The organism is Methylobacterium sp. CB376 (genome assembly GCF_029714205.1).
GTDB lineage: Bacteria > Pseudomonadota > Alphaproteobacteria > Rhizobiales > Beijerinckiaceae > Methylobacterium.
The window spans coordinates 1,279,721-1,306,340 of record NZ_CP121648.1 but is presented as its reverse complement, the minus strand read 5'-3'; the positions used below and the strand labels follow the sequence as shown (position 1 = coordinate 1,306,340).

The window sequence follows — 26,620 nt, the reverse complement described above, 5'->3', positions numbered from 1 at the left end:
TCCGGGCCGGTCGAGGCGGGAGGATGTCGGCGCGGGCAGGGGGCGGGGAGGAGAGATCCATGAGCAGGATCCACTCGGGACCGTCCGGCGTGCGCGCGGCGTGGCGCGCGGGCGCCGCCGCCCTTCTGCTGGCGACGGGGCCGGCCCTCGCCGACGAGACCTGCCAGTCGCCCTACATGGCCAAGATCACCGGCGTCGAGGATTTCGTCTACGTCTGGACGCTCGGCGTCGAGGGGCTCGGCGACGGCTCGGACAAGCTCGTCACTGTCGACGCGCGCGAGGGCTCGCCGACCTTCGGCAAGCCGATCCACGCGGCCTCGGTGGGCGGCCGGCACGAGGCCCATCACGGCGGCTTCACCGACGACCGCCGCCAGTTCTGGGCGGCCGGGCTGTCCGACAGCAAGATCTTCATCTTCGACGTCGCGTCGGATCCCGGGACGCCGCGCCTCGTCAAGGTGATCGAGGATTTCGTCGAGAGGAGCGGCGGGGCGGCCGGCCCGCACGGCGCCTACGCGCTGCCGGGCCGCATGCTCATCCCGAGCCTCTCGAACCGGGACGGCACCGGGCGGGCGGCCCTCGTCGAGTATTCCAACGGCGGCGACTACATCGCGACCCACTGGCTGCCGACCGACGCGGCCCCGAACGGCGCCCGGATCGAGGCCCGGGCCGACGGCTACGGCTACGACGCGCGCGTGCTGCCGCGCCGCAACGTGATGCTGACCTCGTCCTTCACGGGCCTCGAGAACTACATGCGCCCGCTCGCCGAGGTCGTGGCGGATGCCGAGGCCATGAAGCGCTTCGGCCAGACCATGGTCGTGTGGGATTTCCACGCCCGGCAGCCCCGGTCGGTGCTGCACGTGCCGGGCGTGCCCCTGGAGATCCGCTGGGCCTGGGGGCCGCACCACTCCTACGCCTTCACCTCGACCGCCCTCACGGCGAAGATCTGGCTCGTCCACGAGGATGAGCGCGGCACCTGGAAGGCCGAGGCGGTGGCCGATATCGGCGATCCCTCCAAGCTGCCGCTCCCGGTCGACATCAGCCTCTCGGCGGACGACCGCACCCTGTTCGTGGACACCTTCATGGACGGCACCACGCGCGTCTTCGACGTCTCCGACCCGCACCGGCCGCGGCAGATCTACGAGAAGAAGATCGGCGCGCAGCTCAACATGGTCTCGCAGAGCTGGGACGGCAAACGCCTCTACTACACGAGTTCGCTCCTGGCGAACTGGGACAAGACGGGGGCCGAGAACGAGCAGTTCCTGAAGGCGTATACCTGGGACGGCGCCGCGCTGACGCCGCGCTTCGCGATCGACTTCACGGCCGAGCGTCTCGGGCGCCCGCACATGATGGCGTTCGGGGCGGCCTCGCCCTCCACGAACTGAGCCCGGATGCGACCGGCGGCGCTCCCGCTCCTCGCCGCGGCGCTCGCCGTCGCGGTGCCCGCCTTCGGCGCGGCGGCCCACGAGGGCCACCCGCCCGCGCCCGGCGCCGCGGCCGGCCCCTCCTTCCCGGTGCCGCCGGCCGGGAGCTACCGCCTGCCCCCGATCCGGCCGGCGGCCGGGGGCGTCGTGCTGGACGAGACCGGCCGCCGCCTGGACCTGCTGCGGGACGCGCTGCGCGGCCGCGCGACCGTGCTCGCCCTGATCTACACGCGCTGCGGCGACCTCTGCCCCCTGGCCAGCGCCGACATGGCCCGGCTGCAGGACCTCGCCGCGGCGGACGCGGACCTGTCGCGGCGGATGCGCCTCGTCACGCTGAGCTTCGACCCGGAGCACGACACGCCGGAGGTGATGCGCGCCTTCGCGGCCGCGTGGCGCTCCTCGGACCCGGCGGCGCCCGCCTGGGCCTTCCTCACGGCGCCCGACCGGGACGCCCTCGCGCCGATCCTCGCTGCCTACGACCAGCGGCTCGACCGCCGCCCCGGCGGCGCGCTCGGCCACCTCCTCCGCGCCTTCCTGATCGACCGGCGGGGGCGCATCCGCAACATCTACAGCCTCGACTTCTTCGAGCCGGCCCTCGTCCTGAACGACGTCCGAACCCTGCTGCTGGAGGAGGCCGGACCCGGGGGAGCCGACGGGACCGCCCCGGCGGAGGCGCGGTCGGGGCAGGGGCCGCAACCCGCCCGCCAATGATGCGGCCGGGTTGAGCAAGGTCAATGACGGGCAGCCCAAGATGCCCGCATTCTTGCCGGATGCTCGTCGCCATCACCGCCAGCATCGTCCTCGTGGTCGCCACGATCCTGGTGCTCTACGAGGTGCTGCGGCTCACCTCCGAGCACCTGTCCGACCTCCCGGTGCCGCCGCGCGCCCGCATCCTGGTCGTGGTGCTGGCCGCCTTCGTGGGCCACACCATCGCGGTCTGGATCTACGCCGGGATGTACTGGCTGCTCGTCCTGCGGCTCGGCCACGGGGCCTTCGCGGGCGTCCCGGTCACCTCGTTCGAGGATTGCCTCTACTTCTCGGTGGTCACCTACACGTCGCTCGGCTTCGGAGACCATATTCCGGCCTCGCACACGCGGCTGCTCGCCGGGGTCGAGGCCCTGAACGGGCTCCTGCTGATCGGCTGGTCGGCCTCCTTCACCTACCTGGCCATGGAGCGCTACTGGCCCCTCCACGGCAAGGGGCGGGCCCACCGGGCCGCGCGGGCGCGCCTGCTCCCGCCCGGGGCGGAACCCTGACCCAGGGGTCCCGATCGCGCCAGCCTTGCTCGACCGCACGGGGCGGAGAACGCGCGGGCGAGCGCCGCGGATGCCGAGATACCAATTCGAAACAAAGATATTTCGCCGGCTCATCGCGAGTCGTGGCAGTTCGGACACGGTCCGGATGCGGCAGAAATTATGACGGATTATGACGGCGACCCGCGCGTTGCCGCACCTTAACCATCCCGGCCGAGAGCATCGCTCAGAATGACTTTGGGGAAGCCGGATGAGGTTCCTGTCGGGTGTCTCGCTTGCGGCCGTGATCACGGCCATCATGGGAGTCGGGGCGGCGCGGGCCCAGGCCGTCAACACGACGCCGGCCAACGTCAACGTGCTGAACCTGCTGGCGCCCTTCCTGTCGCTCGCCAGCACCCCGGTCGGCCGGCAGACGCTTCAGCTCAACCTCTCGCAGGCGATCGCGCAGAACCAGAACGCGACGACGGCGCAGAGGCAGCTCGCGATCAGCGACAAGGCGCTGCCGGGCAGCGCGGCCTTCGTCACCGCCATCACCCTCGCCAACGGCACGACGGTCACTCTCGGGCCGGCCGACAATCTCGCGGGCGGCCTGCCGCTCCAGGCGGTCCAGGGCGCGGGCACGCTGAACCCGGTCCAGCCGGTCGGCGGTCTCGGCCCGCAGCTCGGCAGCCTCTACCAGGCCGGCATCCGGGCGAGCACCGCCACGACGGGTCCGCTCGCCGCGACCTTCGCCCTGCTCAACACGGCCTACTCGGTGATGGGCACCGATCTCGGCGTCGCCAAGAACTACTTCGCGAACGGCGCCGCCACGAACCCGGGCACGACGCCCGCGAACTACGTGCCGGTCCCGGCCGTCGCGCCGGCGGGCTCCACCCTGCCCACCCTGAACGGCCTGCCGAACACCCGCGACAGCGTCTACGACCTCGCCTACGGGGTGACGAACACCCAGGCCGGCCAGGACGTCTACGGCAGTTCGCGGCCGATCCAGGTCGCGCCCGGCCGCTACGCGATCTTCGACCCGACGGCGCTCAACGGCATCGCCACCAACCCGTCCTTCCCGAGCGGGCACACGCAGTACGCCTTTACGGACGGAATCCTGCTCGCCATGCTGGTGCCGCAGCAATACCGCAGCATGCTGTCCCGGGCCGCCGAATACGCGGACAGCCGCATCGTGCTGGGCGTCCACTACCCGCTCGACATCGTCGCGTCGCGGGCCTTCTCGGCCTACGACCTCGCCCAGGCCTTCACCAACCCGGCCTACGTCGCCAACGCCGCGACCACCGGCTTGGCGATGAACCTGCCGGGCCTGTTCACGCGCGCCCAGGGCGAGCTCCAGGGCTACCTCGCGGCCCAGTGCGGCGCCTCCGTGGCGGCCTGCGCCGCCGGCGCCGCCAACACGACCAACACCCCCTACCTGCCCTCGGCCGCCAATCAGGCGCTCTACCAGTCCCGCCTGACCTACGGCCTGCCCACCCTCCCGTTCGACCAAGCGCCCCGCGAGCAGGCCCCGGCGGGCGGGCCGGACGCCGCGATCCTCCTCGCGCCCCTCTACGGCGGCACCGGCGCGGCCGCGACGCTCGCGCCGAATGGCGGCCTCTCCGGGAACCTCGCCACCGCCACGATCAACCAGATCCTGGTCAACACCGAGACCACCGCGCTCGCAGCCTTCTACGGGCAGCCGCTCAGCTACTGGGCGCGCCTCGACCTCTACGCGGCCGCCGGATACTTCGACAACGTGGTCGGCACGCTGCGCATGGACCCGGCCGACCGCCTCACCACCGCGGTGACGATCGGCGATACCGGCGCCCTCTACGCGAACGGCGTGATCGGCGGGCCGGTCACGGTCGGAGCCGGCGGCCTCCTCGGCGGCACCGGCACGGTCGGCGGGATCGTGGCCCAGGCCGGCGGCACCGTGGCGCCCGGCACCTCGATCGGCACCCTGACCGTCGCCGGGACCGTCGCCTTCGCGGCCGGCTCGACCTACCGGGTCGAGGCCAACGCGGCCGGGCAGGCCGACCGCCTCGCCGCCACCGGCACCGCCGCCCTCGCCGGGGGCACCGTCGCGGTTCTGGCCCAGGCCGGCACCTACGCCCCGCGCACCCTCTACCCGATCCTGACGGCGGGCGGCGGGGTGAGCGGCAGCTTCGCGGGCGTCACCGCCAACTTCGCCTTCCTCACCCCGACCCTGCGCTACCAGGCGAACGAGGTCGACCTGACGCTCACCCGCAACGACGTTCCCTTCGCGGCAGTGGCCCGGACCCGCAACCAGGCCGCCGCGGCGAACGGCATCCAGGCGAGCGGCGGGGCGAGCGCCGTCACGGCCCGCACCGTCGGGCTGACCACGCCGGAGGCGGTCGGCGCCTTCCAGGCCCTCAGCGGCGACATCCACGCGAGCAGCGTCTCCGCCGCCTCCGAGACCGCCTTCTTCGTGCGGGAGGCGATCCTCGACCGCCTGCGCCGGGGCGAGGCGGGCGTGCGCGACTACGGCAGCCTGCCGGCCAGTTACACGGCCGACCTGCCCGGGCGGGCCGCCCCGGCGGCGCCCGTGCCGGTCCGGGTGCTCGACCCGCGGGTCTTCGGCCTCTGGGGCCAGGGCTTCGGCTCCTTCGGCGAGGCGCGCAGCGACGGGAACGCCGTGGCGGTGAGCCGCGACACGGCCGGCTTCGTGCTCGGCGCCGACCTGCGGCTGGGGAACGGGCTCACGCTCGGCGTCGCGGGCGGCTACACGACGACGAGCCTCGACACGCCCGGCCGGGTGCAGTCGGGCACGATCGAGAGCGGCTTCGGGGGCGTGTACGGCGGCTACGAGGCGGGTCCGTTCGCGCTGCGCCTCGGGGCGGTCTATGCCGGGGACAGCCTGCGCACGCGCCGCAGCGTGACCTTCCCGGGCGTGGCCGAGACCGAGGCGGCGCGCTACGGCGGCGCGACGGTGCAGGGCTTCGGCGAGATCGGCTACAGGATCGTGCTGGGCGGCGCGCCGTCCGTCGCGGGCAAGGATCCGCTCGCGCCCATCCCGACCTTCATCGAGCCCTTCGTGGGTGGCGCCTCCGTGAGCATCGACCGCGACCGCTTCGCGGAGACCGGCGGGGTGGGGGCCCTCACCGGCGCCGCCCGGACGGCGGAGATCCCGACGCTGACGGCGGGCATGCGGGCGCAGACGGGCCTCGACCTGGGCTTCGGCGCGCCGGTGATCCTGCACGGGCTGCTCGGCTATCGCCGGGCCTTCGGGGACGTGGTGCCGACCGCGCTGCTCGCCTTCGGGACGGCGCCGGGCTTCGTCACGGCGGGCATCCCGATCGACCGCGACGCCCTCCTGGCGCGGGCCGGCCTCTCGCTGCGGCTCTCGGAGCGGGCGACGCTCGACGTGTCCTACACGGGGCAGGTCGGGCCGCGGGCGCAGGACCACGCCGTGAAGGGCGGCTTCACCTACCGGTTCTGAGCCTCCACCCCGGAGCCCGCGGGTCATCCCAGCGGTCATCTCTCATGACCGCTGGTTCCGTTCTCGCATCGCCGCCAAGCCGTCTTCCGCGCCAAGCCATTTCTCGCGCCAAGCCATCTCTCGCGCCAAGCCTTCGGCGCGGTGTCGACGGTTCGAGAGGGCCGACGGCCCGGTGCGTCAGCATCCCGGGCTTTTGGGATTAGGACATTCGAGACGGGTGCGCGCGTACCCTCCTGCCCGGATTGCTCCAGCGCAGGAGAGGCGATGCCCGAGGCGCCCGCCCGGCCCCGCGACCCGGACCTGACGATCGTGCCCGAGGCGCGGCCGGTGCCGCGCCCGCCTGGCGCGGCGCCACGGGTCCGGCGGCCCGCCGCCGCGCCCGCGGCGCTGCCGGAGGCCGGGGGCCCGCGCGGCCGGTTCGAGGCGCTGCTGCGCCATCCGGCCGCCATCGCCGGCGGGCTGCTGACCCTCGCCGCCACGGCCGCCGTGGCGGTGAACGCCCTCAGCTTCCAGAACGGCCGGCATCCCGCTCCCCTCTTCGCCCAGGCTCCGGCCAAATCCCCGGCCAACGCCCCGACCAAGTCCGCGGCCAAGCCCGACGCCCGCCCGCCGCGCCCCGCCCCGCACCCCGCCGAGGCGCCGCAGGACGGCATCGGCGAGATCCTCCGCGGCGACGCGCAGGTCACCGCCTCGGTCGCCCCGCACGACGCGCCGCCGCGGCCCGCCTCCGGCAGCCAGAAATCCCTCGCCTCCCTGCCGCCGCCCCCGCCGCGACCGAGGGGAGAGGCGGCGCCGGCCGCCTCCGCCAAGCTCGCGGCTCTCCGCGCCCCGGAAACCCGGGCGGCCGAGGCCAAGCCGGCGGCGCGGAGGCCGGCCGGCCCGGACCGGGGCGAGGCGCCGCACCCCGACCCGCAGGTCGCCTTCGCCCAGAAGGCCCTGGTGAAGCTCGGCTACGGCCCGCTCGCCGTCGACGGCCGCGCCGGCCCGGCCACCCGGGCGGCCATCGCCCGGTTCGAGCGCGAGCGCCGCCTGCCCGGCTCGCCGGAGGTGGCCTCCCGCACCCTAAAGGAACTCGCGAGCCGCTCGGGCCTCAAGCCGGACTGAGCGGCGGCGGGGCGCCGCGCCGCCCGGACCCGGTTGGCCCGGCGGTCCGGCCTGTGTAGCAGGGGCGGTCCGGCCGGGAGACTCGCGGATGGCACGCCTTCGCTCCGATTTCTTCGTCGCCGCCCACCTGCGCCGCTGCGCGGTCGAGGGCGTGAGCGCGGTGCAGCGGCGGCGGGGCGCGCCGGAGGGGCGAGGCCGCGAGGGCCTGGAACCCGTGCGGGGCGCGCACGCTCAGCGCCTCCCCAGGGTCAGCACCGGGACCGGGATCCGCCTCATCTCGCCTCCCCCTGCGGCCGCGCCGCGCCCTCCGCCGGTGTCAATCCTTAACTGCCCGGCCTTTAGATTTGCTTGCGGGCCGGACGGGCCGCTTCCTCTCGGGCAGGAGGCCGCATGCTGACGATCTGGACCGGCAAGACGCGGCCGCGGCGGCCCCGGCCGGACCGGCGCGGCGCCGACCGAGACGGAGCCGACCCCGCCCGCCGGCTCCTCCACGACCTCGCGGGCATGCAGGTGCTCGACGCGGCCGGCCTGGAGCGCGCGCTCGCCGCCCTCGACCTGCCGGGCCGCCGCCCGCTCCCGGTGCTGCTGACCGAACTCGGCCTCGTCCACGAGACCACACTGGTCACGGCGCTCGCCGAGGCGACCGGCCTGCCGATCCTGCGCGAGGAGGACCTGCCGGCCGAGCCGGTCCTGCCGGAGCTGATCACCGCCGAGTACTGCGCCCGGGCCCGGGTGCTGCCCCTCGCGGCGGATGCGGAGACCCTCGCGGTCGGGCTCGTCGACGCGCTCGATCCGGAGATCCCCGCCGCCCTCGCCCACCTCACCGACCGCCGGGTCGCCCCGCGCCTCGTCGGGCCGAGCGCCTTCGAGCGCCTGCACCGGGCCGTCTACGGCGATGCCGGCGAGGCGGAGGCGGGCGAGGGGCTCGACGACGACCTCGCCCGCCTGCAGGACGTGGCGAGCCAGGCGCCGATCGTGCGGCTCGCCGCCCGCCTCGTGCGCAAGGCCTTCGAGCTCCAGGCCTCCGACATCCACCTGGAGGCCGAGGAGGCGGAGGTGCGCGTCCGCTACCGGATCGACGGCGTGCTGGTCGAGGCCGAGCGCCTCGCCCGCAGCGTGCAGCTGCCGCTCACGACCCGCATCAAGATCCTGTCCGGGCTCAACATCGCCGAGCGGCGCCTGCCCCAGGACGGCCGCATGAGGGTGGCGGATCGCGGCCAGGACGTCGACATCCGCATCTCGACCCTGCCGACCGCCCACGGCGAGAGCGTCCCTCGGTGCTCCCGCGTGTGAAGTGTCTCTAGTGATAGGGTTTTCGCTTCCTAATGTACAGCCGGCGTCGGGGATCGGTCGGGACTTTTCGCTCCGCCCGCCCCACGCACCGCCGCTTCCATGGCGGCGACGACGTCGTCTTGCATCACGTGGGCGTACTTCGTCGTCGTGGAGATGTTTGAGTGCCGAAGCAGCGCCTGCGCAACCCGGAGGTTGCCGGATGCGCGCAGGATCCGCGTCGCCGCGGTGTGGCGGTTATCGTGGAACCGGTAGTCGGGCAGGATCGGCTTCACGGCCCTCCCGAACGCCGTCTTCAGGCCCTCGTAGGTGATCGGCCGGCGCGCGCCCTTCCGAACTTCCCGGCCGCCGTTCCGGACCTGGTAGGTGAAGACGACCTCCGAGTCGTGCTCCCGGAGTGTGCACAAAAGCTCGCGCACGGTCGGTGACAGCGGGATGGTCGCCAGCTTGTCGCCCTTGCCCCGGATCCAGATCTGACGGCCGCCCCAATCCACGTCCGCCCAACGCAGGTTCACGCACTCGGCAAGCCGGCAGCCGGTCAACAGCGCGAAGCGGACGATGGGGTGGTAGTCCTCGCGGAGGACGGCAAACATCCTCGCCTCCTCATCCTCGCGCAGTTCGCGCACTCGCTCCTGCGGTTGCTTGAGCCGATACCTGCGCCAATCGACTGCCGTGACGGGCTCCCCCCAGACGCGCTCCGCCCGAAACACGATCGTGCGCAGCACGTCCGTTACCCTGTTCACTGTCGCCGGCTTCAGCACCGTGCCGGTGCGCGTTTTGCAGGCCCGACGTTTCGCCACCAACGCCGCAACGAGGCGGCCATCGACCGCTTTGAGGGGGCGATGGTTGCCGATTTCGATCTGAAGCCAAGACAGAACCGGCAGGAGGTTCGCTCGCGACTTCACATGTTGGCCGACCTCGTTCCAGTACCGGGTTGCCGCGACCCCGAAGGTCATCGGCTGTCGGCCTAGAGATCGTGCGTCTGCTATTTGCTCTGCCGCTTCTTTGCGGCGCTCTTTTTCAAAAGCTTCGGCTTCGCGCTTGCTCGTGCAGCGCGTAGAGCCGTGAAATCGATGACCGCCGAGCTGGAAATCATAGAGGTAGTACGGTCTGCTTTTGGGTTTGTAGATTGACACTGGCGTTGTCTCCTTGCCTCGATGAATGCAGCGAGATCGTCGGGATGAAACATCATCCGACGCCGCACAGTACCGCGGCCAATGTCGATGTAGGAAAGGTCGCCGTGCTTGACGTGGGCGCGCAGTGTCTCCCGGCAAATCCCGAGGTAGGCCGCGGCTTGCATAGGCGTGAGGAGGCCGGCGCGGGTCATCGCCAATCGCGATCCTGCAGATTACTTGAGGCGAATATCCACCTACTTCAAGACACTGTGCTGCTCGAACTCGGCAGAAATTGGCCCAAAGCGGGCTGAACCCGACATGGAGACTGAACACGGCGACAGGTAGCAGCGCGATTTTCGTTCCGAGTCACAGTAACGTCTGCCCGGCTCTCCGCTACGATCATCGCCGCCCCGCGGCATCGGCCGCGAGCCCGCGCTCGACGAGCGTACACACGGCCGCCTTCCATGACGGGATGATCGGTTGCGACCGCCGCCAGTTGTCGACCTGGCGCAACCAGGCCGGCGACACGGTCAATTGCTTGCGGACGAACGAATGATTGTCGGGTGGGTCGGGTCGTCTCAGTCGTGTCACACACGCCTCCCTTGCTGCCGGCATGATTGAGAGCAGCGGTGGAGTTGCGTGTCAAGCAGTCGTGGAGATCATACAAGGCGGGCGGCCAGTGTCTGTCAACTAACTCCAACGCCTGTTAGGTGACTAAGTTAGGTGACGCGCGCGTATCCTGCTGAAGGTGGGCGGAAGTGCCCGTATATTCGACCGACAAATTGTCGGTAGCCTAATCCTTTTTAACGATTGCTGTACACAGGCTCGGGTGCCATGAACAGGCGACCCGACCGGAGCTGGCAGGCCACGGTCGGGTCTAACCACAGTCGGACTAGGGTACGACCATGGCTCAAACAGTAATTAGCGCTTCAACCAGTCGAGTCGAGTCCTCACGCACGTTGGACCTAGATTTGCTCGGCCTCGGCGAACTGCTCTTGTTCTATGAGGCATTCACGGCCCGGGCGCGGTCCGCCGAGAAGTGCATCCTGGAGCTGCCCGATGACGCCCAGGACATAGCCCTGTACCAGCGCCTGGCCCTCGCGTGGGATGATGATGCCGACCGCCGTCTCGCCGTCATGCGCGAGATCGCGAGCCGTGAACCGCGAGACGGCGCGGAGTGGGAGGCGATCCACCTGATGCGTTGGCGCCACCACGCCGAGACCGGGCGGTGGATCGGCGGCGGCGCGGTCATCGACCTCGCCGAAGTTAGGAGACAGCGGCAGGGATAGGGCCCGAGCGGACCGGAACCCACTAGATCTTGTGTCTGATCGGGGTGCGACATATCGGCATCCCGTATCGGAGCTGGTCGCCCGGTGCGTTCGCTCGGCCCCGCAACTCCGCATCGCCGCTAAGCCGTTGCGGCGATGCGGCTTTGCGCTCTGAGGTGCCGCGCAAGACTAGATGGGCCAGTCATCTTGTGCCAGCCATGTGCCAGCCGATTTCGCGGATGTGCCAGCCGTTTAGGGAAGCTGTTTGACGTAAGGGGTCGCAAGATCATGCTTGCAACGGGACGTGACAGCTCCCACTCTCCTCTGAGCGCCCGAGCTTGGCGCAATTTCGGAGGACCTGAGTTTGAACGATGCTGCCACCCGGATGGCCCGGGCCCGTGCCTTCATCAAGAGGAAGGCGACCGAACACGACGCGATTACCCGCGTATTGACCCGACCGAGCGTCGACGCCAAGACCGCGGCCGAAGTGCTCGATCTAAGCTTGGCGGCTGCGCGCGCCGCGATTGTCCGCGGAGAGATCCCGGCAGTAAAGCTCGGCCGTAGCTATCGCGTGCCCACGCTCGCTCTGCGCGAGATGTTGGCCCTTCCTACCGGAGCGCCCCGCACCGCGCAGTAGACCGGCCCACCCCGACACGCCCTAGGAGAAAAACCGAAGCCGCCTCGTCACCGGGGCATGTCTACACGTGTACCCTGCCGTAGCTTGCCAAAGAAAGCAGCCCCGCTCAGCGGAGGCTGGCGGGGCTATTGAAAGTCAATTTCCATGAAAAGATCTAACGTTGTTTCGGCGCCGCGTCAAGACGCGGGCGCTGAAAATCTTGTCGCGCCTCCTGTGAACGCGGGGCGGACTAGCATCGCGTCGTGGCTCGCCGAGAATGGTGCCCCGGTGTTTCCGTTACACGGCATCCTGAGGGCAGACGACGGATCGCTCGCGTGCACGTGCGGGAACCCCAACTGCCGGCACCCGGGCAAGCACCCGATGGCCCGCTTCGCGCCGAGCGGCTTCAAGGACGCCACGACCGATACGCGAGCCGTGCGCCAGTGGTTCGAGGCCGTGCCGGGCGCCAACATCGGCATGGCCACGGGCAAGGTCACGATCATCGACGTCGACCCCCGGCACGGCGGTGACGCGACCCTGGCGGCCCTGGAGGCCGAGCACGGGCCTCTGCCCCACACGGTGCGGGCCAGGACCGGCGGCGGTGGGCAGCACATCTTCTTCCGACCGCCGGCCGGCGTCACGGTGGGGTGCTACGGCGACCCGAACAGCCCCTTGGGGCACGGCCTCGATGTGCGCGGCGCGGGCGGCTACATCGTCGCCGTGGGCAGCGACCACATCTCCGGCGGTCGCTACGAGTGGTCGGCCGAGCACCACCCGCTCCGGGGGGCACCCGTCGCCCCACTGCCCGAGTGGATGGCGGCACGCCTCGCCAAGCCCGAGCGCAAGGCGGCGCGACCCGTGTCGGAGTGGCGCGAGCTGGTGACCGAAGGCGTCACCGAAGGCGGACGCAACACCGCCGTCGCCAAGCTCGCCGGCTATCTCATCTGCCGACACGTCGACTTCGAAGTGGTGCATCAGCTCCTGCAGTGCTGGAACGAGATGCGGTTCAGCCCACCCCTTGAAGAGGACGAGGTCACCAGCGTCGTCGAGAAGATCGCCCGAGCGCAGATCCGCAAGATGGAGGCGCGCTATGTCGGGCTCTGAGAGCAGGATTATTAGCCTTGCCGAGAAGCAGGCCAAACTTCGCGAGGCTGCAACTTCATCCGACGAGGATCTGATCACCGAAGACGGCGTCGCTCTTGAGTTCGCAAAACAGTTCGAGGGGTTTCTTCGGTACAACGTCGACAGCAAGACCTGGCTTCACTGGACCGGGACGATCTGGGAGACCGATAAGGTCAAGCGCGCGTTCCAGTACGCACGCGAGCTGGCCCGCCGGGTGGCACAGGAGGCCCCGGGGCACTTGCGAGTGACGCACTCGAAGGTCGCCTTCGCCGCGAACGTCGAGACCTTCGCGAAGACCGACCCACGCCTCGTGACCGTCTACGAGGATTGGGACCTCGACCCGTACCTGCTCGGCACGCCGGGCGGGACCATCGACCTCAGGACGGGCGAGCTGCGGCCCGCGCTCCAGTCCGACATGATCACCCGGACCACCGCCGTGGCGCCGGCCGACACCGCGGAGTGCCCCCAGTTCCTGCAGTTCCTCGACGAGACCTTCGGGGGCGACACCGAGACGGTTCGGTTCCTGCAGCAGTGGTGCGGCTACTGCCTGACCGGCGACACGACGGAACAGCGGTTCGTCTTCGGTGAGGGCAAGGGCGGCAACGGCAAGGGGGTCCTGATCGGCACCGCCCTCGGCATCCTGAAGGACTATGCGACCGTGGTCGCTATGGAGGCCCTGACCGCGGCCAAGCACGACCGGCATCCGACCGAGATCGCGGCCCTGCGCGGCAAGCGCCTGGTGACGGCGAGCGAGACCGAGGGCGGCCGGGAGTGGGCGGAGGCGCGGATCAAGGCCCTGACCGGCGGGGACCGGATCAAGGCGCGGTTCATGCGCCAGGATGAGTTCGAGTTCCTGCCGCAGTTCAAGCTCTTCGTGATGGGCAATAACCGGCCGAGCCTGCGCAACGTCGATCAGGCGATGCGGCGTCGCTTGATCGTCGTGCCGTTCAACAACGACGTGCCGAAGGAGAAGCGCGATCCTGACCTTCCGAAGAAGCTGGAAGCGGAGTGGCCGGGCATCCTGCGCTGGATGATCGATGGCTGCCTTGACTGGCAGGCGAACCGCTTGATCAGCCCCAAGGCCGTTGAGGACAATACCGAAGAGTACTTCTCGGGGCAGGACCTCCTCGGACAGTTCCTGGCAGAAAAGTGTGACCTGGACCCCGGTAACGATCGTCTGACCGTAGGCTCTACCGAGCTGTACAACGCTTGGAAGAGCTACGCGCTTGTGAACGGCGAAGAGGCCGAAGCGCAGAAGGTGTTCAGCCCGAAGATCGCGGGCCGTGGCTTCCCGCAGATCCGCGGCGCGACGGGACGGGGGTTCTCTGGCATCCGGCTCAAGCCGTGCCCCGACTTCCCGCTAAACGCTTGATCTGACGAGATATCTTCCCCCTGCCCGGTGTGCCCCGCTGGGCAGGGGGATCAAGCCAGGAATGACGGATGACGGATCATGACGGATTAAACCCTTCCCGCCTCACGCGCGCGCCCGCGCGGGCGCGCGTGAAGGCCGATACGGAAGATCCGTCACGATCCGTCATCCGTCATCCCAACCCCCAGGGCCAACCCGAACCGGCCCGCCCAACCCGCCCCCGGGCCTCATTCCTCTCGACGGGATCACCATGCCCACGACATCGAACACCACCCGCCGGCCGGGCCGATCGCCTGCGCCGGACGCCCTGACCCAGCAGCAGCGCGACGACGTCGCCGGGCTGGAGCACGTGCTCGCCTTCCTCGCCGCGACGCGCATCGACTACGAGGCCCGCGTCGCCGATGCACGTCGCGCCCGAGGCGAGCGGCCCACCTACAAGTTCCTCACGCCCGACGAGTGCCGCCGCGGGCTCGCGCGCCGGGGCCTCGACACCCTGCTTGAGGACCCGGTCGGCCATGCCCTCGACCGCGCCATCCGCGACGTCGGCACCCACCTCGCCCGGATCGGCGGCACCGCCCTGATGCACACGACGCTGGAACGCGTGGCCGAGAACGCCGACCACCCCGCGGGACGGGTACGGTCACTGGTTGCGGCCCGATGGGATGGCGTTGGCGACAAGGCCAGCGGCGACGTGTGGTGGACCTGAGCCGTAGGCCAGGAGCCCGCCCCACAGCCCGCTGAACGGCGTTCCCGACCGCCGACGTCCGATCCCACCCGCGACCCCATTGCGGCCGTCCACGGCCGCACCTCGAACCGGAGAACCGACGTGGATGCTTTCGACCTCGCCCCCCGCGCCAGCCGGTGCTTCGACGCGCTCGTGTCGGTCACCCGCGCGCTCTTGGTCCTCGAATTGCGGATGCGGATCGCCCACGACCAGGACGCGCCCATCGAGAACAGCCTCCGCCCCTGGTGCGAGACCCGGGGGCCCTCCTTCGACGACATCGCCGACGATCCGGTCCGGGCCACCTTTCGGCTGGGCCTCGCCGCGGTGGGCGACGAGCTGCACCGCATCGGCGGCACGATCGCGATGGCCGAGGCGCTGCGGCGGGTGTGCCAGCGCTATCCGGAATTCGGCGCCTACCTCGTCGACGTCATCGACGACGCGTGGACCTTCGTCGGCGGCGGTGACGACCCATGGCGGAATAGCCGGGCGCTCGACGCGGCGCTCGCAGCGCGTCGGCCCACGGCGCCGGCCCGATCCACGCCTATCTGACTTCGGAGCGTCAAAAGCGACACGGTGTCGTTTTTGCCGGCCCCATTCCCTGAGGTCATGACGGGCAGAGCCCGGCCAAGGGTGCGCAAGGGAAAGTTTATCAGGCTGATAAACTTTCTAAGGGCAGCTCCCCCGCGCACGCGGGCAGTCCTTAAAAGTTTCCCACAGTGGGAAACTTTCGGGGTCGCTTCCCCACGCACGCGGGCGCGAGCATCGGGGCCGAATTTCCACCAAGTGGAAGTTTGGCTCGCCCCATTCCCTAAGGCCATGACGGCCGGCGCTGCCCGCAGCGCGTCGGCCCACGGCGCCGGCCCGATCCACGCCTACTTCGGAGTGTCAAATTCAACACAATGTTGAATTTGCTCTTCCCCCTATTCCCTGAGGCCATGACGGGCAGAGCCCGGCCAAGGGTGCGCGCCGCCGGTCCGCGACACGGTAACGAAGCTGGAGCGTGCCGCCCACGTCGAGGAACGCAGGCGCAAGGCCCGCGAGGTCGTAGCGCGACCGGGCTGCTTTCCGCAGCAAGACCTCCGCCCCGAACCAACGTCGTCGCTTCCGACCGCCCCGCGTGACCTAGTGGTGCGACGATCTGCGTAATTGATCTTTTTCGCAATCCGTGGTTTAATGGGCGTAAGTTGTCGTACTCGCATGCGCCCGACCTTGCATCGGGCCCCGGTTCGACAGCCGAGAGCACAATCAGCCGATTAGGGCGGGGGCCTCGGGGGGGGTGCAGTCGGAGGTCTTCCCTATGAGGACCTACCCGGGGCTGCTCTACCAATCAGGTCCTCCGTCCTAGATTGTGTCAAGTTTGTGGTAAAGTATTTTGCCAGTCCGCAGGCGCCTCACGGCGCCTTTTTTCGTGCTCTGACGATCCGATAGCGCCGACCAAAGATCGGCCCGCACCGTTGCGACCAGTATATCCGCAAGGGAAATCTCGCCATGTCTGCCACATCTGCTCACGCCCGGGCCTCGGCTGCGGGCGATCTTCTCTATGGGGTCCGCGCCATCGCCGAACATCTCGGCGTGAACCGCCGACAAGCTCAGTACCTCGCCGAGGCCGGCAAGCTTCCGGTCTTCAAGGTGGGTAACGGCGCCACGATCTTCGCCCGCCGCTCCCGCCTCGACGCGTGGCTGCGCGAAGTCGAGACCGAAGGCGCAGCCCGCAAGTAGCCCGGCGGTGACGCTTCACCTCACCGAGCATGACCGGCTCGGCCTGTTGTCCGGCGTCGACCAGATCGCCGACTTCCTGAACTGCTCGCGCCAGCGCGTCGAGCGCATGATTGAGACCGGCCAGCTAGCGCCGGTCTTTTTTCTTGGTCGCACGCCGTGCGTGCGCCGCGAAACGCTCCGGGCTTGGCTTCGCGAGCCCGAAGAACTCGCCAGATCGGCTGGAAGCCGCAGATCGTGATTGAAATCGCAATTGAGCCCGCAGGCCGCGGGCAGTACCGGGCCTTCGTGGGCGACCGGGAGCTTGGCGTCTTTCGCGTGCCGCTGTGCGACGTCGCCCGGATCTTGAAGGCCGAGGGCACGCCCGACCGGACCCCGCTGGTGCTGCGACACGCGGCCGGGGCGGTCAGCCTCCGGTCGACGGTCGGCCGCGCCGCCGCCCTCACCGTCCGAGAGGATGACCGCTGGCTGCACCTCACGCGGTACGTGCCGTTCCAGATGCCCCGAGAAAGCACGAGCGGGTCGCCAAAAACGGCCGATCGGGGGTCGGCGGCTAGGCAGGTACCGGCCGACCCCAAACGGCCGCTGGCGAGCGCCCTGCCGGCAAGGGGCGGCCGGGGGTGACCGCGCCGCGCAAGCCGCTGGACGCCGCCGCCCGCGCCCGGCACGTCGAGGCCCAACAACGCTATCGCCGGCGCCACCCCGAGCGAGTGGCGGCGCAGGGCAAGGCTCAGCGTGCCCGCCGCCGCGGCGAACTGGTCTCGGAACCATGCCAGGCATGCGGCGACCCGCGGACCGAGATGCACCATCCCGATTACGCCGAGCCGTTGCGGGTCGAGCACTACTGCCGGCCCTGCCACGTGGCCGAACACGTAAGGCTCCGGGCCGAGCGCGCCGAACGCGCACCGCGTCCCCGGCGCGGTCTCGCCGTCGACCCCGTCGAGGTCCGGCCATCGTGAACACGAACCCCGTCCCGTGCCGCGTGGAGGCGACCGGGCCGGGTCAGGCGCGGTCGAGCGTGGCGCGGGTCTCCTGTCCCCCGAACGCCTCGCTCCCGCGCCCGGGCGGCGCCGCGATCTTCCCGCGGCGCCGCCCCGTCTTCAGCGAACACCCCAGGCGCAGCGGCGAAGCGCTTCGGGGGAACCGGCTTCGGCCGGTGGGCCGTCACAGTTCAACGGGTTGCTGTGACGGCCCAGAAGAATTCGCGCCCGCTTGAGGTGTCGGGCGTGAGTAAAAGGGGGTGCCATCGAGGTCGAAGCCCGGGCCGGGTCGACCGACAACGGGAAGTGGGGCTCCTTCCCCCGACGTCTTAGACGTTTTTGCTCAAGGCCAAGCCTCGCAAACCCGGCCCACAACTCAAACTGATGGTACGAACATGAAGAACGCGATCAAGGCCATACTGCGCGCACGCACGGCGGCCGACGTCGAGACCGACATCGCCGCGCTGGTGAGCGCCGACGCCGCCCGCGCCGCGAAGCTCGCCGAGCTGCAGGCAGCCCGGACCGCCGCCGTCGAGGCCGGCGACGTCGACGCTGCCGAGGGCCACGAGCTGAAGCTCAACCGACTGCGCCTCGAAGCCGAGGCCGCCAGCGTCCGCAAGGCCAAACTGGAAGCGGAGGCCGCGGCGCTGCGGGAGGCCGAGGCCGAGGCGGGGCGCGTCGCCCGGTACGACGCTGCCCGGCGCGCCAGCGCCGAGCGCCGAAAGTTCATTGTCGAGACGTACCCGCGCCTGGCCCAGGAACTGGCGGAACTGCTCGGCAAGGCCGAGGACCTGGGCCGCACGATCGCCGAGGCGAACGCGGACTTGCCCGCGGGCCGGGAGCCGATCGCGAGCGGCGAGCCGCACCGGGGCCGTCCCGCTAAGCCCGAGCAGATCATTCCGAATGTGCAGAAGGTCCGCGTCCACCGGAAGACGGGGCAGACCCTGCTTCAGTATCGGCTCGACGACCCCGACGTGGTTGTGGAGGAGCGGGCGGGTAGCCCGACTATCATCTCGGCCGAACCTGCGGGCCCGCACCAGTCTATCCTGAAAGAAGTGCATCTCCCGGCCCTTGAATACGGCGCGCCCGCGCTGCGGCAGCGCGTCGTGTCGGAGGATGAAAAGCTCGGGGCTCAGCTCCGTAACGGCATGATCGGCGCCGCTTTCGTGGCCTGAGCAATCGAGAACTTAGATGTCTACCACACGCACCATCTATCGCGCAGCATCGCTGCGCTCCCAAAGCTTCAACGAAACCGAGAACACGATCGAAGTCGTGTGGACAACGGGAGCGCCGGTCCGGCGTTATTCCTTCGTCGACGGCGAGGAATTCGACGAAGTGCTCTCGCTCGAACCCGGCGCCGTTCGACTGGAAAAGCTGAACCAGGGCGCACCCTTCTGCGACACCCACATGTCCGAGTCGGTGCGGAACGTCATCGGCGTGGTCGTGCCCGGCTCGGCGCGGATCGTGGACGGGAAGGGCATTGCCACGATCAAGCTGAGCGACACCGACGACGTTCGTGACGCGGTGCGGAAGATCAAGACCGGCATCGTTCGCAGCGTCTCGGTCGGCTATTCGGTCTTCGAAGTTCACAAGACCGAAGCCCGTGACGGCCAGCCCGCCACCTGGGAAGTCACGGACTGGGAGCCCTTGGAAATTTCCTTGGTGCCAGTCCCGGCCGATGCCGGCTGCCACGTGCGCTCCGCTAAGGCGCCGGACGGCGGGAAGGCTAAGGGCAGTTCCCGCAGCGCCAAGCCGGCCAAGGCAGCGGCCAAGCCCTCCCCGAAAGGCCGAATGTCTCCCGCTTCGATCGAGGCGCAGCGACGCGCCGAGGTCTACGCACTCGCGGTGAAGGCCGGCCGGGAGGATCTGGGCCGGGAGGCCGCAGAAAGCGGCATGAGCGTTCGGGCCTTCAAGTCGCGCCTGCTCACCCTGCTCACGGCCGAGGGTCACGCCCGCGACGCCGACCCGCGCGACGCAGCCCGGCAGCAGGAGCGGCGGGAATTCCGGGCGGCCGAGAAGCATTGGCGCCGCGTGGCGGGGAGGCCGGTATGACGCTCAACGAATGCTCTGACGTCCAGGTCCTGAGGGAGATCGCGGACGTGCTCGGCTGCGCGCTGCAGCGCATCGAGTACTCGACCGGCGCGGTTGCCGACGCCCTTGATGAGCACGCCGACAGCCTGGACCCCGCCGGCCACACGATCGCGGGTCTCCTGAAAGAGCAGCGGGTTGACGCCCGCTCGGCCCTTCATTTGGCCGTCTCGCTCCTCAGGGGTGAGGCCAGTGCCGAGGCGGTGAGGCACTGACCATGACTTACGGTCTCGCTCGCATCGACCTCGACGACGGTCGAGCGATCTTCAGCTTCCCCGCCAAGCACGGCCACGAATTCGTCGTGGCGGACCCGACCGGCAGATGGCAGCCCGGGGTGTGGGACAGTGAGGCCGCGGCGCGTGCCTCGTTGAGCCTAACACCGGAAGAGCGGCACGCGCTGCAGGCCATGGCCAACCGCAAGGCGGGCGCGAAGGTCATCAGCCTGTCCGACATCTCGGCCTTGCCCGAGATCATCCACGAGGCGCACGCCGCCCGCCCGATGTGGTCGCCGGTCTGACCGGGCCGCACGGACCCGCGGCGGCCCCAGCCGTCTCGGCTCGGCCGAGGATCTCCGCACCCGCTGGCGGGGCCTCCCCTGCCACCCTACCCCCACCCCTGCTTGGGTCCTTCCCTAAGGGTGGAGGGGGAGGGTGACGCGCGAGGCTCGGTTCCTGGCTAGGTGCAGCCTCTCACCCCTTCTTAACCCCGCGCTCGCGAGGCGAACGCATGACGATCACGACTAAGTCTGCACTTGCGGCGGAGTTAGGAATAACTAAGGCGCGCGTCTCACAATACGTCGGGCGCGGCATGCCTGTACGCAGTGACGGCCGATTGGACCGAGAGACGTGCTTAAGCTGGGTGGCGGGCTCGCATTCCATTTCGTCCGGCAGCGACAAGGGCGCCGCACGCGCGCAGGCATTGGCGGCCGAGACGTCCAAGACGAAGGCGAAGGCGAAGGGCGCGTCGTCTCGCCCGTCTCGCGCGCCACGATCCGCACCGCTCGAGGCGCCCGCATCGCCTCAGCGCCCGGCGCTCCCGCGGGCCTACGCCAGCGCAGACCTCTGCACCGATGCGGAGGATCGGGCGGCGGTGCTGGGCATGATGTGCCTGACCTACCGGGCTCCTAGCCTCGTCGCCCCGCTCGCCGTCATGCTGGGGATCAAGCCGAGCCTCGCCTATCACCTCACGTCCCTGGTGCGGATCGCGCTCCTGCAGGAGGTCGAGGACGTCCTCGCTGAGATGGGGATCAAGCCGCGGGACTTGCTGTGGGAGCCCGAGGCATTCCGGGAGGTGGCCTGGTCCGCCCTGGCCAAGGAAGCCGGCGAGCCGGTGAACGTCGAGGCGTGGAAGACCGCTATGCTGCGGCGGTACCGTATTTCTCAATCCTGAGCTGCCGCCCTAGCAAGATGGCAACTCGCTCAAGGTTACGTTGCGCGAGAGCACGATCCAATTCGCGCAGCACCCGACACTTGATGAGCACTCTGGCAGACCGCTTCATGATAGCCCCTTGTGCGCCAGCTTTGCCGCGAAAGCATCGCTACTGGCATTACTTGAAGGCTATTTTACAGCAGGCTTACAGCCGCGGCCACATACCCAAATGGTGCAGAGTGACACAGGCTGGCCACTCTGACCCCGCTCATTGCCTCACTCGGCCGCCTTGGCTTTCCGCGGGCGGCCCGGCCCCCTCTTCGGCGTAGCCGGTGCTGTCACCTTCGGGTCGGGGCTGGCGCGCTTCTCTGCTGCTGCTCTCGGGCGCCTCTGGCCAAGGCCGCTGCTCTTGGCGATTTCCGATCGCCGGGCCGTGAAGCTCGGCGCGACCATGGGGTAATCGCCCGGCAGGCCGAACTTCTGCCGGTACTCGGCCGGGGTCAGGCCGTGCGTGGTGAGGTGCCGTTTCAGAACCTTGTACGGCTTGCCGTCAACGAAGCTGATCAGGGCATCCGGCGTGATCGACCTCCGGATCTGGGCGGCAGTCGCCTTGGGCGTCTCCTCTGCCGGTGGCGTGGCAGGCTTACCAAGGTCCTGCAGAGCGGCGTGAAGCGAAGCGATGAGGCCCGGCAGCTCACCGGCCGTCACGCGGTTGTTCGAGACATAGGCCGAAACAATGTCGGCCGCTTGCTCGATCAGCGCACCCTCTTGCGCGGGCGCTTTGCTTTCGAATTCCGGCATCCTGCGGGCTCCTTACACTGTTAACATAGGTTTTAGAGTGGCTGCATGCAGCCTATACCGGAAATGCGGCCGCCGAGCAGAAGATCCGCCTCATCCACAGAAATTGCGCCCTGTGAGCGCAGAGATCGAAGATGTCTGACGAGAACCTTGTCCTTACTGCGGAAGTTCGCGACCAGTTTTCCAAAACGCTAACCGAGCTGAAGAAGCAGCTCGACGCGATCCAGAAGAGCGACGCGGCGAAGAAGACCGGCGACGCTTGGGCGGACGCGGCCAAGCGTGTCCGGGCGGAATGGAGCGAGGTCGGCCGTGAGCTGAACCGCCACTCAGGCGCTTTCGGCGCCGCGGGCCCGCTAGCCTCTCACATGACGGCCGGGCGGTTCGGCGCGATGAGCGGGATCGGTCTCGCCTCGGCCGGGATCGCGGGTCTCCTCAAGTACGGCCAGGGCGGCTTCGACCTGAAGACGCTGTCACTCGGGTCCGGCATGTCGGCGGCCCAGGTCTCCGGTCTCCAGCGGGCGCTTGGCGCCGCGGGCATGGGCTCGGAGGAGAGCGCCAGCGCGATCATGCAGATGATGCGCGCCAAGGACAGCGTCGACCGCCAAGCGGGCGGCTACTGGTCGTTCCTGGTTGGCAAGGGCCGCGGCGACGTCGCCCGCAAGCTCCGGAATGCGAAGTCGCTCGACGAGTTCATCACCGAGAACAACCGCTTCCTGAAGAGCATCGACAACAATGCTCGCCGGGAGGAGGCTTCCGGTGCGGCCACGGGCGATGCGCTGTACGGCACGCGCCTGCGCTCCCTTGAGATCGATATCGACCAGCGCCGGAAGGAGTACGAACAGCGGTACGGGAAGGACAGCGAGGCCAAGGCAAAGGCCGGGCCGAGCATCCAGGAGAAGCGCGGCGAGGCGATCAGCCGGGCCGACAACCTCGGCGATGAGGCGGGCGGGCTCCTCTACGGGTTCGGCCGCAACGTCCTGCGCGGTGTCGGTGTCGTCAAGGATTGGTGGAACGGCACCAGCGAGACGCCGAGCAACTGGTCCGACCGCTCCCGGGTCAAGGCCAAGCTCAAAGACGCCCAGGACGCCTATGAGTTCAACAAGACGCTCGACCAGAACCGGCCCGACGTCCAGAAGCGGCAGGATGAGCTGCGCCAGTCGATTGACCGGCTGACTGAGCAGCTGAAGAAGATGCAGGGCGGCATCCCATCCGTTCAGCAGCAGAGCTATTCCGGCCCGTTCGGTGACGGCGCGAGGGTGCAGACTGCCGCGTGGGGCGGTGGCGGCATCTTCTCTCCACGGTTCGGTGGCGGCTTCGGCGGTGGATCCGGTGGCCGGTTCAACGGCATGGGCGGGGGCGGTTCGGGCGGCGTCGGTTCTGTTTCAGGCGCTGGCAGCGGCGCGGGCAGCCTGACGGCGTTGATCGACGAGGAGGCCAAGAAGGCCGGCATCGATCCGCGGATCATGCACGGCATTCGGGCCGGCGAGAGCTGGAAGAACAACAAGTACGACTTCAAGCACGACGCCCTGGAGTCGTCCTGGGGTCCGTTCCAGCTCAACCGGCGCCGCGGCATGGGCGTCCAGTTTGAGAAGGAAACCGGTCTCGACTTGCGCGATCCGAAGTCGATCCCCGCGCAGGTCCGCTGGGTCGCCAAGTACCTCGCCCGAGGCGGCAGCACTCGCCCCTGGGCCGGCTATCACGGACCGCGCGACCCGAGCCCGCGCTGGGGCAATTCCGGGTACGTGCCGGAGGCCGGCGCTCTCGACCACACGGGTCTCCCGCTCAAGAGCGGCGAGGCGGTCGCGGGCGGGTGGAACGCCTCGGGCCTGAATGCCCTCGCGCGGGATCTGCAGCATGACGGCGTCCTGAAGCAGATCACGGCCATGAATGACCACTTCCACCGCGGGAGGGGCATGCACGGCCGCGGCCTGGCGATGGATCTGAAAGGCAACCCGGACGAGCTGCTAGGCCGCATCCGGACCCGCATGGGTGAGGCCGGGCTCCAGGAAGGCCGGGACTGGAAGTACATCGACGAGTACCGGACCAAGTCCGCGCGCTGGTCGGGCCCGCACTTCCACGTCCAGTTCCAGAACCGCGCGGCGGCGGACGCGTACGCGCGCTACCGGCTCGGCCGGGAAGGGTCGCCGGCAGGCTCTGGGCGGCGGCCCGCCGACCACGGCGAGCGCTTCCAGGAGCGCGACGGTGTCGCCGCGGAGATGCTGAACCGCGCCAGCGCCTTCCACGGTGGCGGTAGCGGCCCATCCGCTGCGCCCGGCAAGGGCACGCTGCACGTCAAGTTCGACAACATCCCTGCCGGAACGCGGGTCGAGGCCGATAAGGGGTCGCTCTTCCACGAGGTGGAGATCGCCAAGACCCGGCAGATGGGCGCGCGGGCGATGAACGTCGTGAAGAAGCGGACGGCCTGAGCCGCCGGAGGCCCGCCCGGTGTGCTGCTAGGCGGGCCTCTTCCACGAGGCGAAGGTCACCCGCCGGGCGGCGGGGTGCAGTCGTGGGGCGGGCGGGAAGCCTGAGGCTTTCATTTGCCCGTCCGGCACGGGTACAACCGCTGGCACCCGCGACGTCGGCGGGTTCAAGAGTGCCGACATCGCGGGTGTTAGCGCTGCGGCGGGAGGCGCGGGGCGGGCCACCTCTGCGGATCGCAAGATAGAAGTCGGTGCAGAGGGGATCCCTGCCGCCTTGTCAGAGTGCACGTAGTGCACTATTTTGGCGGCAGAGTGGAGAGGCGCCTTGCCGACCGTCCAACGGTTCGCCGGTTTCACGATCTACATGTATGCGGACGATCATCCGCCACCACACTTTCACGTGAGAGGTCCTGGATTTGGTGGGGTAATCCTCCTGTCCAACCTTGAGATGGATAGAGGCGTTCTGCCACCTGGGATCCTTGACGAAGCCGTTAAATGGGCTTCACGGAACAAAGATGTGCTATACGAGCAATGGAGGCGCCTCAATGACCGAGACTAAGATGATCGAGGTTGGCGAGCGGCTGCCTTCTGTTGCGCATGTTGAGGCTAGCGAAGGCCTCTATTCTGTAACAATCACCTGGGGCGAAGGTCCGCGTATGGGCCGAGTAGATCTAGTTGACCTAGCCCCTATGATTTTTACGTATAAGGTATTTGCTCCTCTTCGTGAAAACCGAGATCTCTTCAGATCGGTGCGGGTTGGCGAATGGGGCGGCTCTATAGAGTGGGAAGGTAACGACGACCTAGCCGTTGCCGCGACGACGCTTGCCGACTTAGCCGAACAGACTATGACGAATGAAGATTTTGCGGCGTTCCTGAAACGCAACGGCCTCACTCTTGATAGAGCCGCGGCCGAACTCGGTATTGCGAGACGGCTGGTTGCCTACTATGCAAAAGATCGAGCAATTCCAAGGTATATCTCTCTGGCTTGTGCTTACCTGGACGATTCTCTGGCCGAGAGCCGTGTGCATAATATCGTATCCAAGAATTTCGTAGAAGGTTTTTCTTCAAATAGAGAAAAGAGTCTACAGGCTTGGTTTGAGAGAAAATCTCGCTCACGGCAAGCGCATTCACGCACGAATGTTCAAAATCATCCTAGCCCAGACCATCCGCATGCCAGCTTTCAAATTGGAGCAACTCAATACGGCTCCAACTATGAATTTCGCACCGCATTTTCCTCAGGCCCGTTCAAGAAAGATATTGATAGATAGTTGAACAGGTATTTGTCACGAGATCGATCCCAGCCTGAGGGATTGAGAGGCGACCAAAGCTCCGGAGCTTTGGTCGCCTTGGGGAAGCCTACGTCGACGCCATCGTAGATCCGCATTAACTTACATACGTGGGTTGCATCCCAGCCCCGCCGGGAGCCCCATGACCGGACCGGCCGCTACAGTCCTCGCCAGAATAGCCGAACGGCCCTGGAGCCGCCCAGAAGGCCGATATACCGGCCCTCGACTGGCGCCCCGCCCGGACCGGCTCCGAGGTCTTCCGGAGACTGTCCGCGGGTTCCGTAATCGGTTCCGTACCCCACCTTATGCGAATGGGCCGCCCTCACGCGCGCGAGAGCAGGCAAAGCCGCTAGCTCGCCGTTTGCAACCTTCAATAGGTACGTAATTTGCGTCGCAGCAGCATCATTGTACTGCATCACAGCCCTGCTACCGTGCAGGTGGGCGGCGGGTCGTTGCGAATGACCTAATCCTTTGAGCGTTTGTGCTTTAAGGCTCGCCGTCCGCCACCGGCAAGGTGAGAGAGTCGGCCTTTCCGCCAGTGACGGCAGTGACTTACATCCCGAAAGTCGCGGGGAGGAAATCACTCACGCGACGGCCGGGACGGCGTCACGGTTGGCGTGAGGGGCGGCAGCGTAGCTTAAGAATTGGCTTACCGTGGCGTGGTTACCTGTCTCTTGCGGAACGAACTCCAACCTCAAGCCCGCCCGGCCCTGCCGTGGCGGGCTTCCTTGTGCAAGGCGTCACGCTCTACGGCTAAGCCGGTCATGGTAGGAGGCAGCGCATGGCCGACGACTTCGACGTTCGGGACGCAATCGAGGAGCATCTCCGCGAGGCCGGCCAGATCTTCGACATGCGCGACCGCGACGACGGCTGGACCCTGGCCGCCTCGTTCGTCGTCGAGGTTCAGGCTCGGGCCTGCTGCGAGGCGCTGAACGCCCTGAGGGCCGGGAGCGGTTCAAGGTAGTGAAGCGGGAGAAGCGGAGGGCCTGAGGGCCCCTTCCACCCGGCCGGAACCGCCCGGGGCCGGCGCGCGATGAGGCAGGAGTTGTGATCCTTCCCCCTCTACGCCGGCCGGGCTTCCCCTCCCGAGCCGGCGCTTCTTTGTGCGGGCCGGGCCCTGGCGCCCCCGCGCTCGAACGCGGCCCCTGGGCGAGCGGCGGAAGACTAGCACAGTCGAGACGCCTGCCCTCTCGTTCTAGCAGACCAGGTGGAGGCCGTCGCGAACCAGACCGCCTCAGCA

At 68.8% G+C, this 26,620-nt stretch carries 28 protein-coding genes; 25 read left to right on the top strand and 3 right to left on the bottom strand.

Going from position 1 to position 26,620, the window contains the following annotated elements; genetic code table 11:
- Positions 1–59 precede the first annotated feature (59 nt).
- From QA634_RS05855 to QA634_RS05825, 6 genes are all read left to right on the top strand, one after another.
- Entirely contained in the window at positions 60–1,382 is a 1,323-nt protein-coding gene (locus QA634_RS05855; RefSeq protein ID WP_012331071.1) for a selenium-binding protein SBP56-related protein, read from the top strand.
- 6 nt (positions 1,383–1,388) lie between these two features.
- Positions 1,389–2,132: an SCO family protein gene (locus tag QA634_RS05850; RefSeq protein ID WP_012331070.1), complete on the top strand. Its 744-nt coding sequence runs from the start codon at positions 1,389–1,391 to the stop codon at positions 2,130–2,132.
- 59 nt (positions 2,133–2,191) lie between these two features.
- Positions 2,192–2,677 (top strand): potassium channel family protein, encoded by a 486-nt coding sequence (locus tag QA634_RS05845; protein ID WP_012331069.1) that lies wholly within the window; start codon positions 2,192–2,194, stop codon positions 2,675–2,677.
- 247 nt (positions 2,678–2,924) lie between these two features.
- Entirely contained in the window at positions 2,925–6,113 is a 3,189-nt protein-coding gene (locus QA634_RS05840) for an autotransporter family protein (RefSeq protein WP_012331068.1), read from the top strand.
- Positions 6,114–6,377: 264 nt separating this feature from the next.
- Positions 6,378–7,217, top strand: coding sequence for a peptidoglycan-binding domain-containing protein (locus QA634_RS05835; protein ID WP_012331067.1), 840 nt, complete (start codon positions 6,378–6,380; stop codon positions 7,215–7,217).
- A 390-nt stretch (positions 7,218–7,607) separates the two neighbouring features.
- Complete coding sequence (locus QA634_RS05825) at positions 7,608–8,510, top strand: GspE/PulE family protein (RefSeq protein WP_012331113.1); 903 nt, start codon at positions 7,608–7,610, stop codon at positions 8,508–8,510.
- A gap of 29 nt (positions 8,511–8,539) precedes the next feature.
- On the opposite strand, the gene QA634_RS05820 is transcribed toward QA634_RS05825, so the two are convergent.
- Together QA634_RS05820 and QA634_RS05815 are read right to left on the bottom strand one after the other, a co-directional pair.
- On the bottom strand, positions 8,540–9,463 hold the full coding sequence (locus QA634_RS05820; RefSeq protein WP_083784636.1) for a tyrosine-type recombinase/integrase: 924 nt from the start codon (positions 9,461–9,463) through the stop codon (positions 8,540–8,542).
- A 29-nt stretch (positions 9,464–9,492) separates the two neighbouring features.
- Positions 9,493–9,834, bottom strand: a complete 342-nt coding sequence (locus tag QA634_RS05815; RefSeq protein WP_083784635.1) for a helix-turn-helix domain-containing protein — start codon at positions 9,832–9,834, stop codon at positions 9,493–9,495.
- 759 nt (positions 9,835–10,593) lie between these two features.
- Between QA634_RS05815 and QA634_RS05810 the strand changes: the two genes are divergently transcribed.
- The 15 genes from QA634_RS05810 to QA634_RS05740 all read left to right on the top strand — a co-directional run bounded on the left by QA634_RS05810 (position 10,594) and on the right by QA634_RS05740 (position 20,894).
- Positions 10,594–10,911, top strand: a complete 318-nt coding sequence (locus QA634_RS05810) for a hypothetical protein (RefSeq protein WP_150108584.1) — start codon at positions 10,594–10,596, stop codon at positions 10,909–10,911.
- A gap of 343 nt (positions 10,912–11,254) precedes the next feature.
- On the top strand, positions 11,255–11,527 hold the full coding sequence (locus QA634_RS05805; protein ID WP_210161174.1) for a helix-turn-helix domain-containing protein: 273 nt from the start codon (positions 11,255–11,257) through the stop codon (positions 11,525–11,527).
- A gap of 213 nt (positions 11,528–11,740) precedes the next feature.
- Entirely contained in the window at positions 11,741–12,610 is an 870-nt protein-coding gene (locus QA634_RS05800) for a bifunctional DNA primase/polymerase (protein ID WP_012331110.1), read from the top strand.
- Positions 12,597–14,000, top strand: coding sequence for a phage/plasmid primase, P4 family (locus QA634_RS05795; protein ID WP_012331109.1), 1,404 nt, complete (start codon positions 12,597–12,599; stop codon positions 13,998–14,000). The genes QA634_RS05800 and QA634_RS05795 overlap by 14 nt, the downstream gene beginning before the upstream one ends.
- Positions 14,001–14,247: 247 nt before the next feature.
- A complete protein-coding gene (locus QA634_RS05790) occupies positions 14,248–14,703 on the top strand; it encodes a hypothetical protein (protein ID WP_012331108.1) in 456 nt (151 codons plus the stop codon).
- A gap of 120 nt (positions 14,704–14,823) precedes the next feature.
- Positions 14,824–15,270, top strand: coding sequence for a hypothetical protein (locus QA634_RS05785; protein WP_012331107.1), 447 nt, complete (start codon positions 14,824–14,826; stop codon positions 15,268–15,270).
- Between the two features lie 939 nt (positions 15,271–16,209).
- A complete protein-coding gene (locus QA634_RS05780; RefSeq protein ID WP_012331106.1) occupies positions 16,210–16,440 on the top strand; it encodes a helix-turn-helix domain-containing protein in 231 nt (76 codons plus the stop codon).
- Positions 16,441–16,447: 7 nt separating this feature from the next.
- On the top strand, positions 16,448–16,678 hold the full coding sequence (locus QA634_RS05775) for an excisionase family DNA-binding protein (RefSeq protein WP_012331105.1): 231 nt from the start codon (positions 16,448–16,450) through the stop codon (positions 16,676–16,678).
- Complete coding sequence (locus QA634_RS05770) at positions 16,675–17,061, top strand: hypothetical protein (RefSeq protein WP_012331104.1); 387 nt, start codon at positions 16,675–16,677, stop codon at positions 17,059–17,061. The genes QA634_RS05775 and QA634_RS05770 overlap by 4 nt, the downstream gene beginning before the upstream one ends.
- Positions 17,058–17,396, top strand: coding sequence for a hypothetical protein (locus QA634_RS05765; RefSeq protein ID WP_012331103.1), 339 nt, complete (start codon positions 17,058–17,060; stop codon positions 17,394–17,396). Before QA634_RS05770 ends, QA634_RS05765 begins: the two co-directional genes overlap by 4 nt.
- Before the next feature lie 416 nt (positions 17,397–17,812).
- A complete protein-coding gene (locus tag QA634_RS05760; protein ID WP_012331101.1) occupies positions 17,813–18,592 on the top strand; it encodes a hypothetical protein in 780 nt (259 codons plus the stop codon).
- A gap of 16 nt (positions 18,593–18,608) precedes the next feature.
- On the top strand, positions 18,609–19,469 hold the full coding sequence (locus tag QA634_RS05755; protein ID WP_012331100.1) for an HK97 family phage prohead protease: 861 nt from the start codon (positions 18,609–18,611) through the stop codon (positions 19,467–19,469).
- Entirely contained in the window at positions 19,466–19,720 is a 255-nt protein-coding gene (locus QA634_RS05750; RefSeq protein WP_012331099.1) for a hypothetical protein, read from the top strand. Before QA634_RS05755 ends, QA634_RS05750 begins: the two co-directional genes overlap by 4 nt.
- A 2-nt stretch (positions 19,721–19,722) precedes the next feature.
- A complete protein-coding gene (locus QA634_RS05745; protein WP_012331098.1) occupies positions 19,723–20,022 on the top strand; it encodes a hypothetical protein in 300 nt (99 codons plus the stop codon).
- 341 nt (positions 20,023–20,363) lie between these two features.
- Positions 20,364–20,894 (top strand): hypothetical protein, encoded by a 531-nt coding sequence (locus QA634_RS05740; protein ID WP_210161173.1) that lies wholly within the window; start codon positions 20,364–20,366, stop codon positions 20,892–20,894.
- 255 nt (positions 20,895–21,149) lie between these two features.
- On the opposite strand, the gene QA634_RS05735 is transcribed toward QA634_RS05740, so the two are convergent.
- Complete coding sequence (locus tag QA634_RS05735) at positions 21,150–21,674, bottom strand: MucR family transcriptional regulator (RefSeq protein WP_012331096.1); 525 nt, start codon at positions 21,672–21,674, stop codon at positions 21,150–21,152.
- Between the two features lie 131 nt (positions 21,675–21,805).
- Between QA634_RS05735 and QA634_RS05730 the strand changes: the two genes are divergently transcribed.
- From QA634_RS05730 to QA634_RS05715, 4 genes are all read left to right on the top strand, one after another.
- Complete coding sequence (locus tag QA634_RS05730) at positions 21,806–24,097, top strand: hypothetical protein (RefSeq protein ID WP_012331095.1); 2,292 nt, start codon at positions 21,806–21,808, stop codon at positions 24,095–24,097.
- A gap of 361 nt (positions 24,098–24,458) precedes the next feature.
- Positions 24,459–24,653, top strand: coding sequence for a DUF4160 domain-containing protein (locus tag QA634_RS05725; protein WP_083784794.1), 195 nt, complete (start codon positions 24,459–24,461; stop codon positions 24,651–24,653).
- Positions 24,640–25,362 (top strand): DUF2442 domain-containing protein, encoded by a 723-nt coding sequence (locus tag QA634_RS05720; RefSeq protein ID WP_012331093.1) that lies wholly within the window; start codon positions 24,640–24,642, stop codon positions 25,360–25,362. Before QA634_RS05725 ends, QA634_RS05720 begins: the two co-directional genes overlap by 14 nt.
- A gap of 799 nt (positions 25,363–26,161) precedes the next feature.
- Positions 26,162–26,344, top strand: a complete 183-nt coding sequence (locus tag QA634_RS05715) for a hypothetical protein (RefSeq protein WP_012331092.1) — start codon at positions 26,162–26,164, stop codon at positions 26,342–26,344.
- Positions 26,345–26,620: the final 276 nt, after the last annotated feature.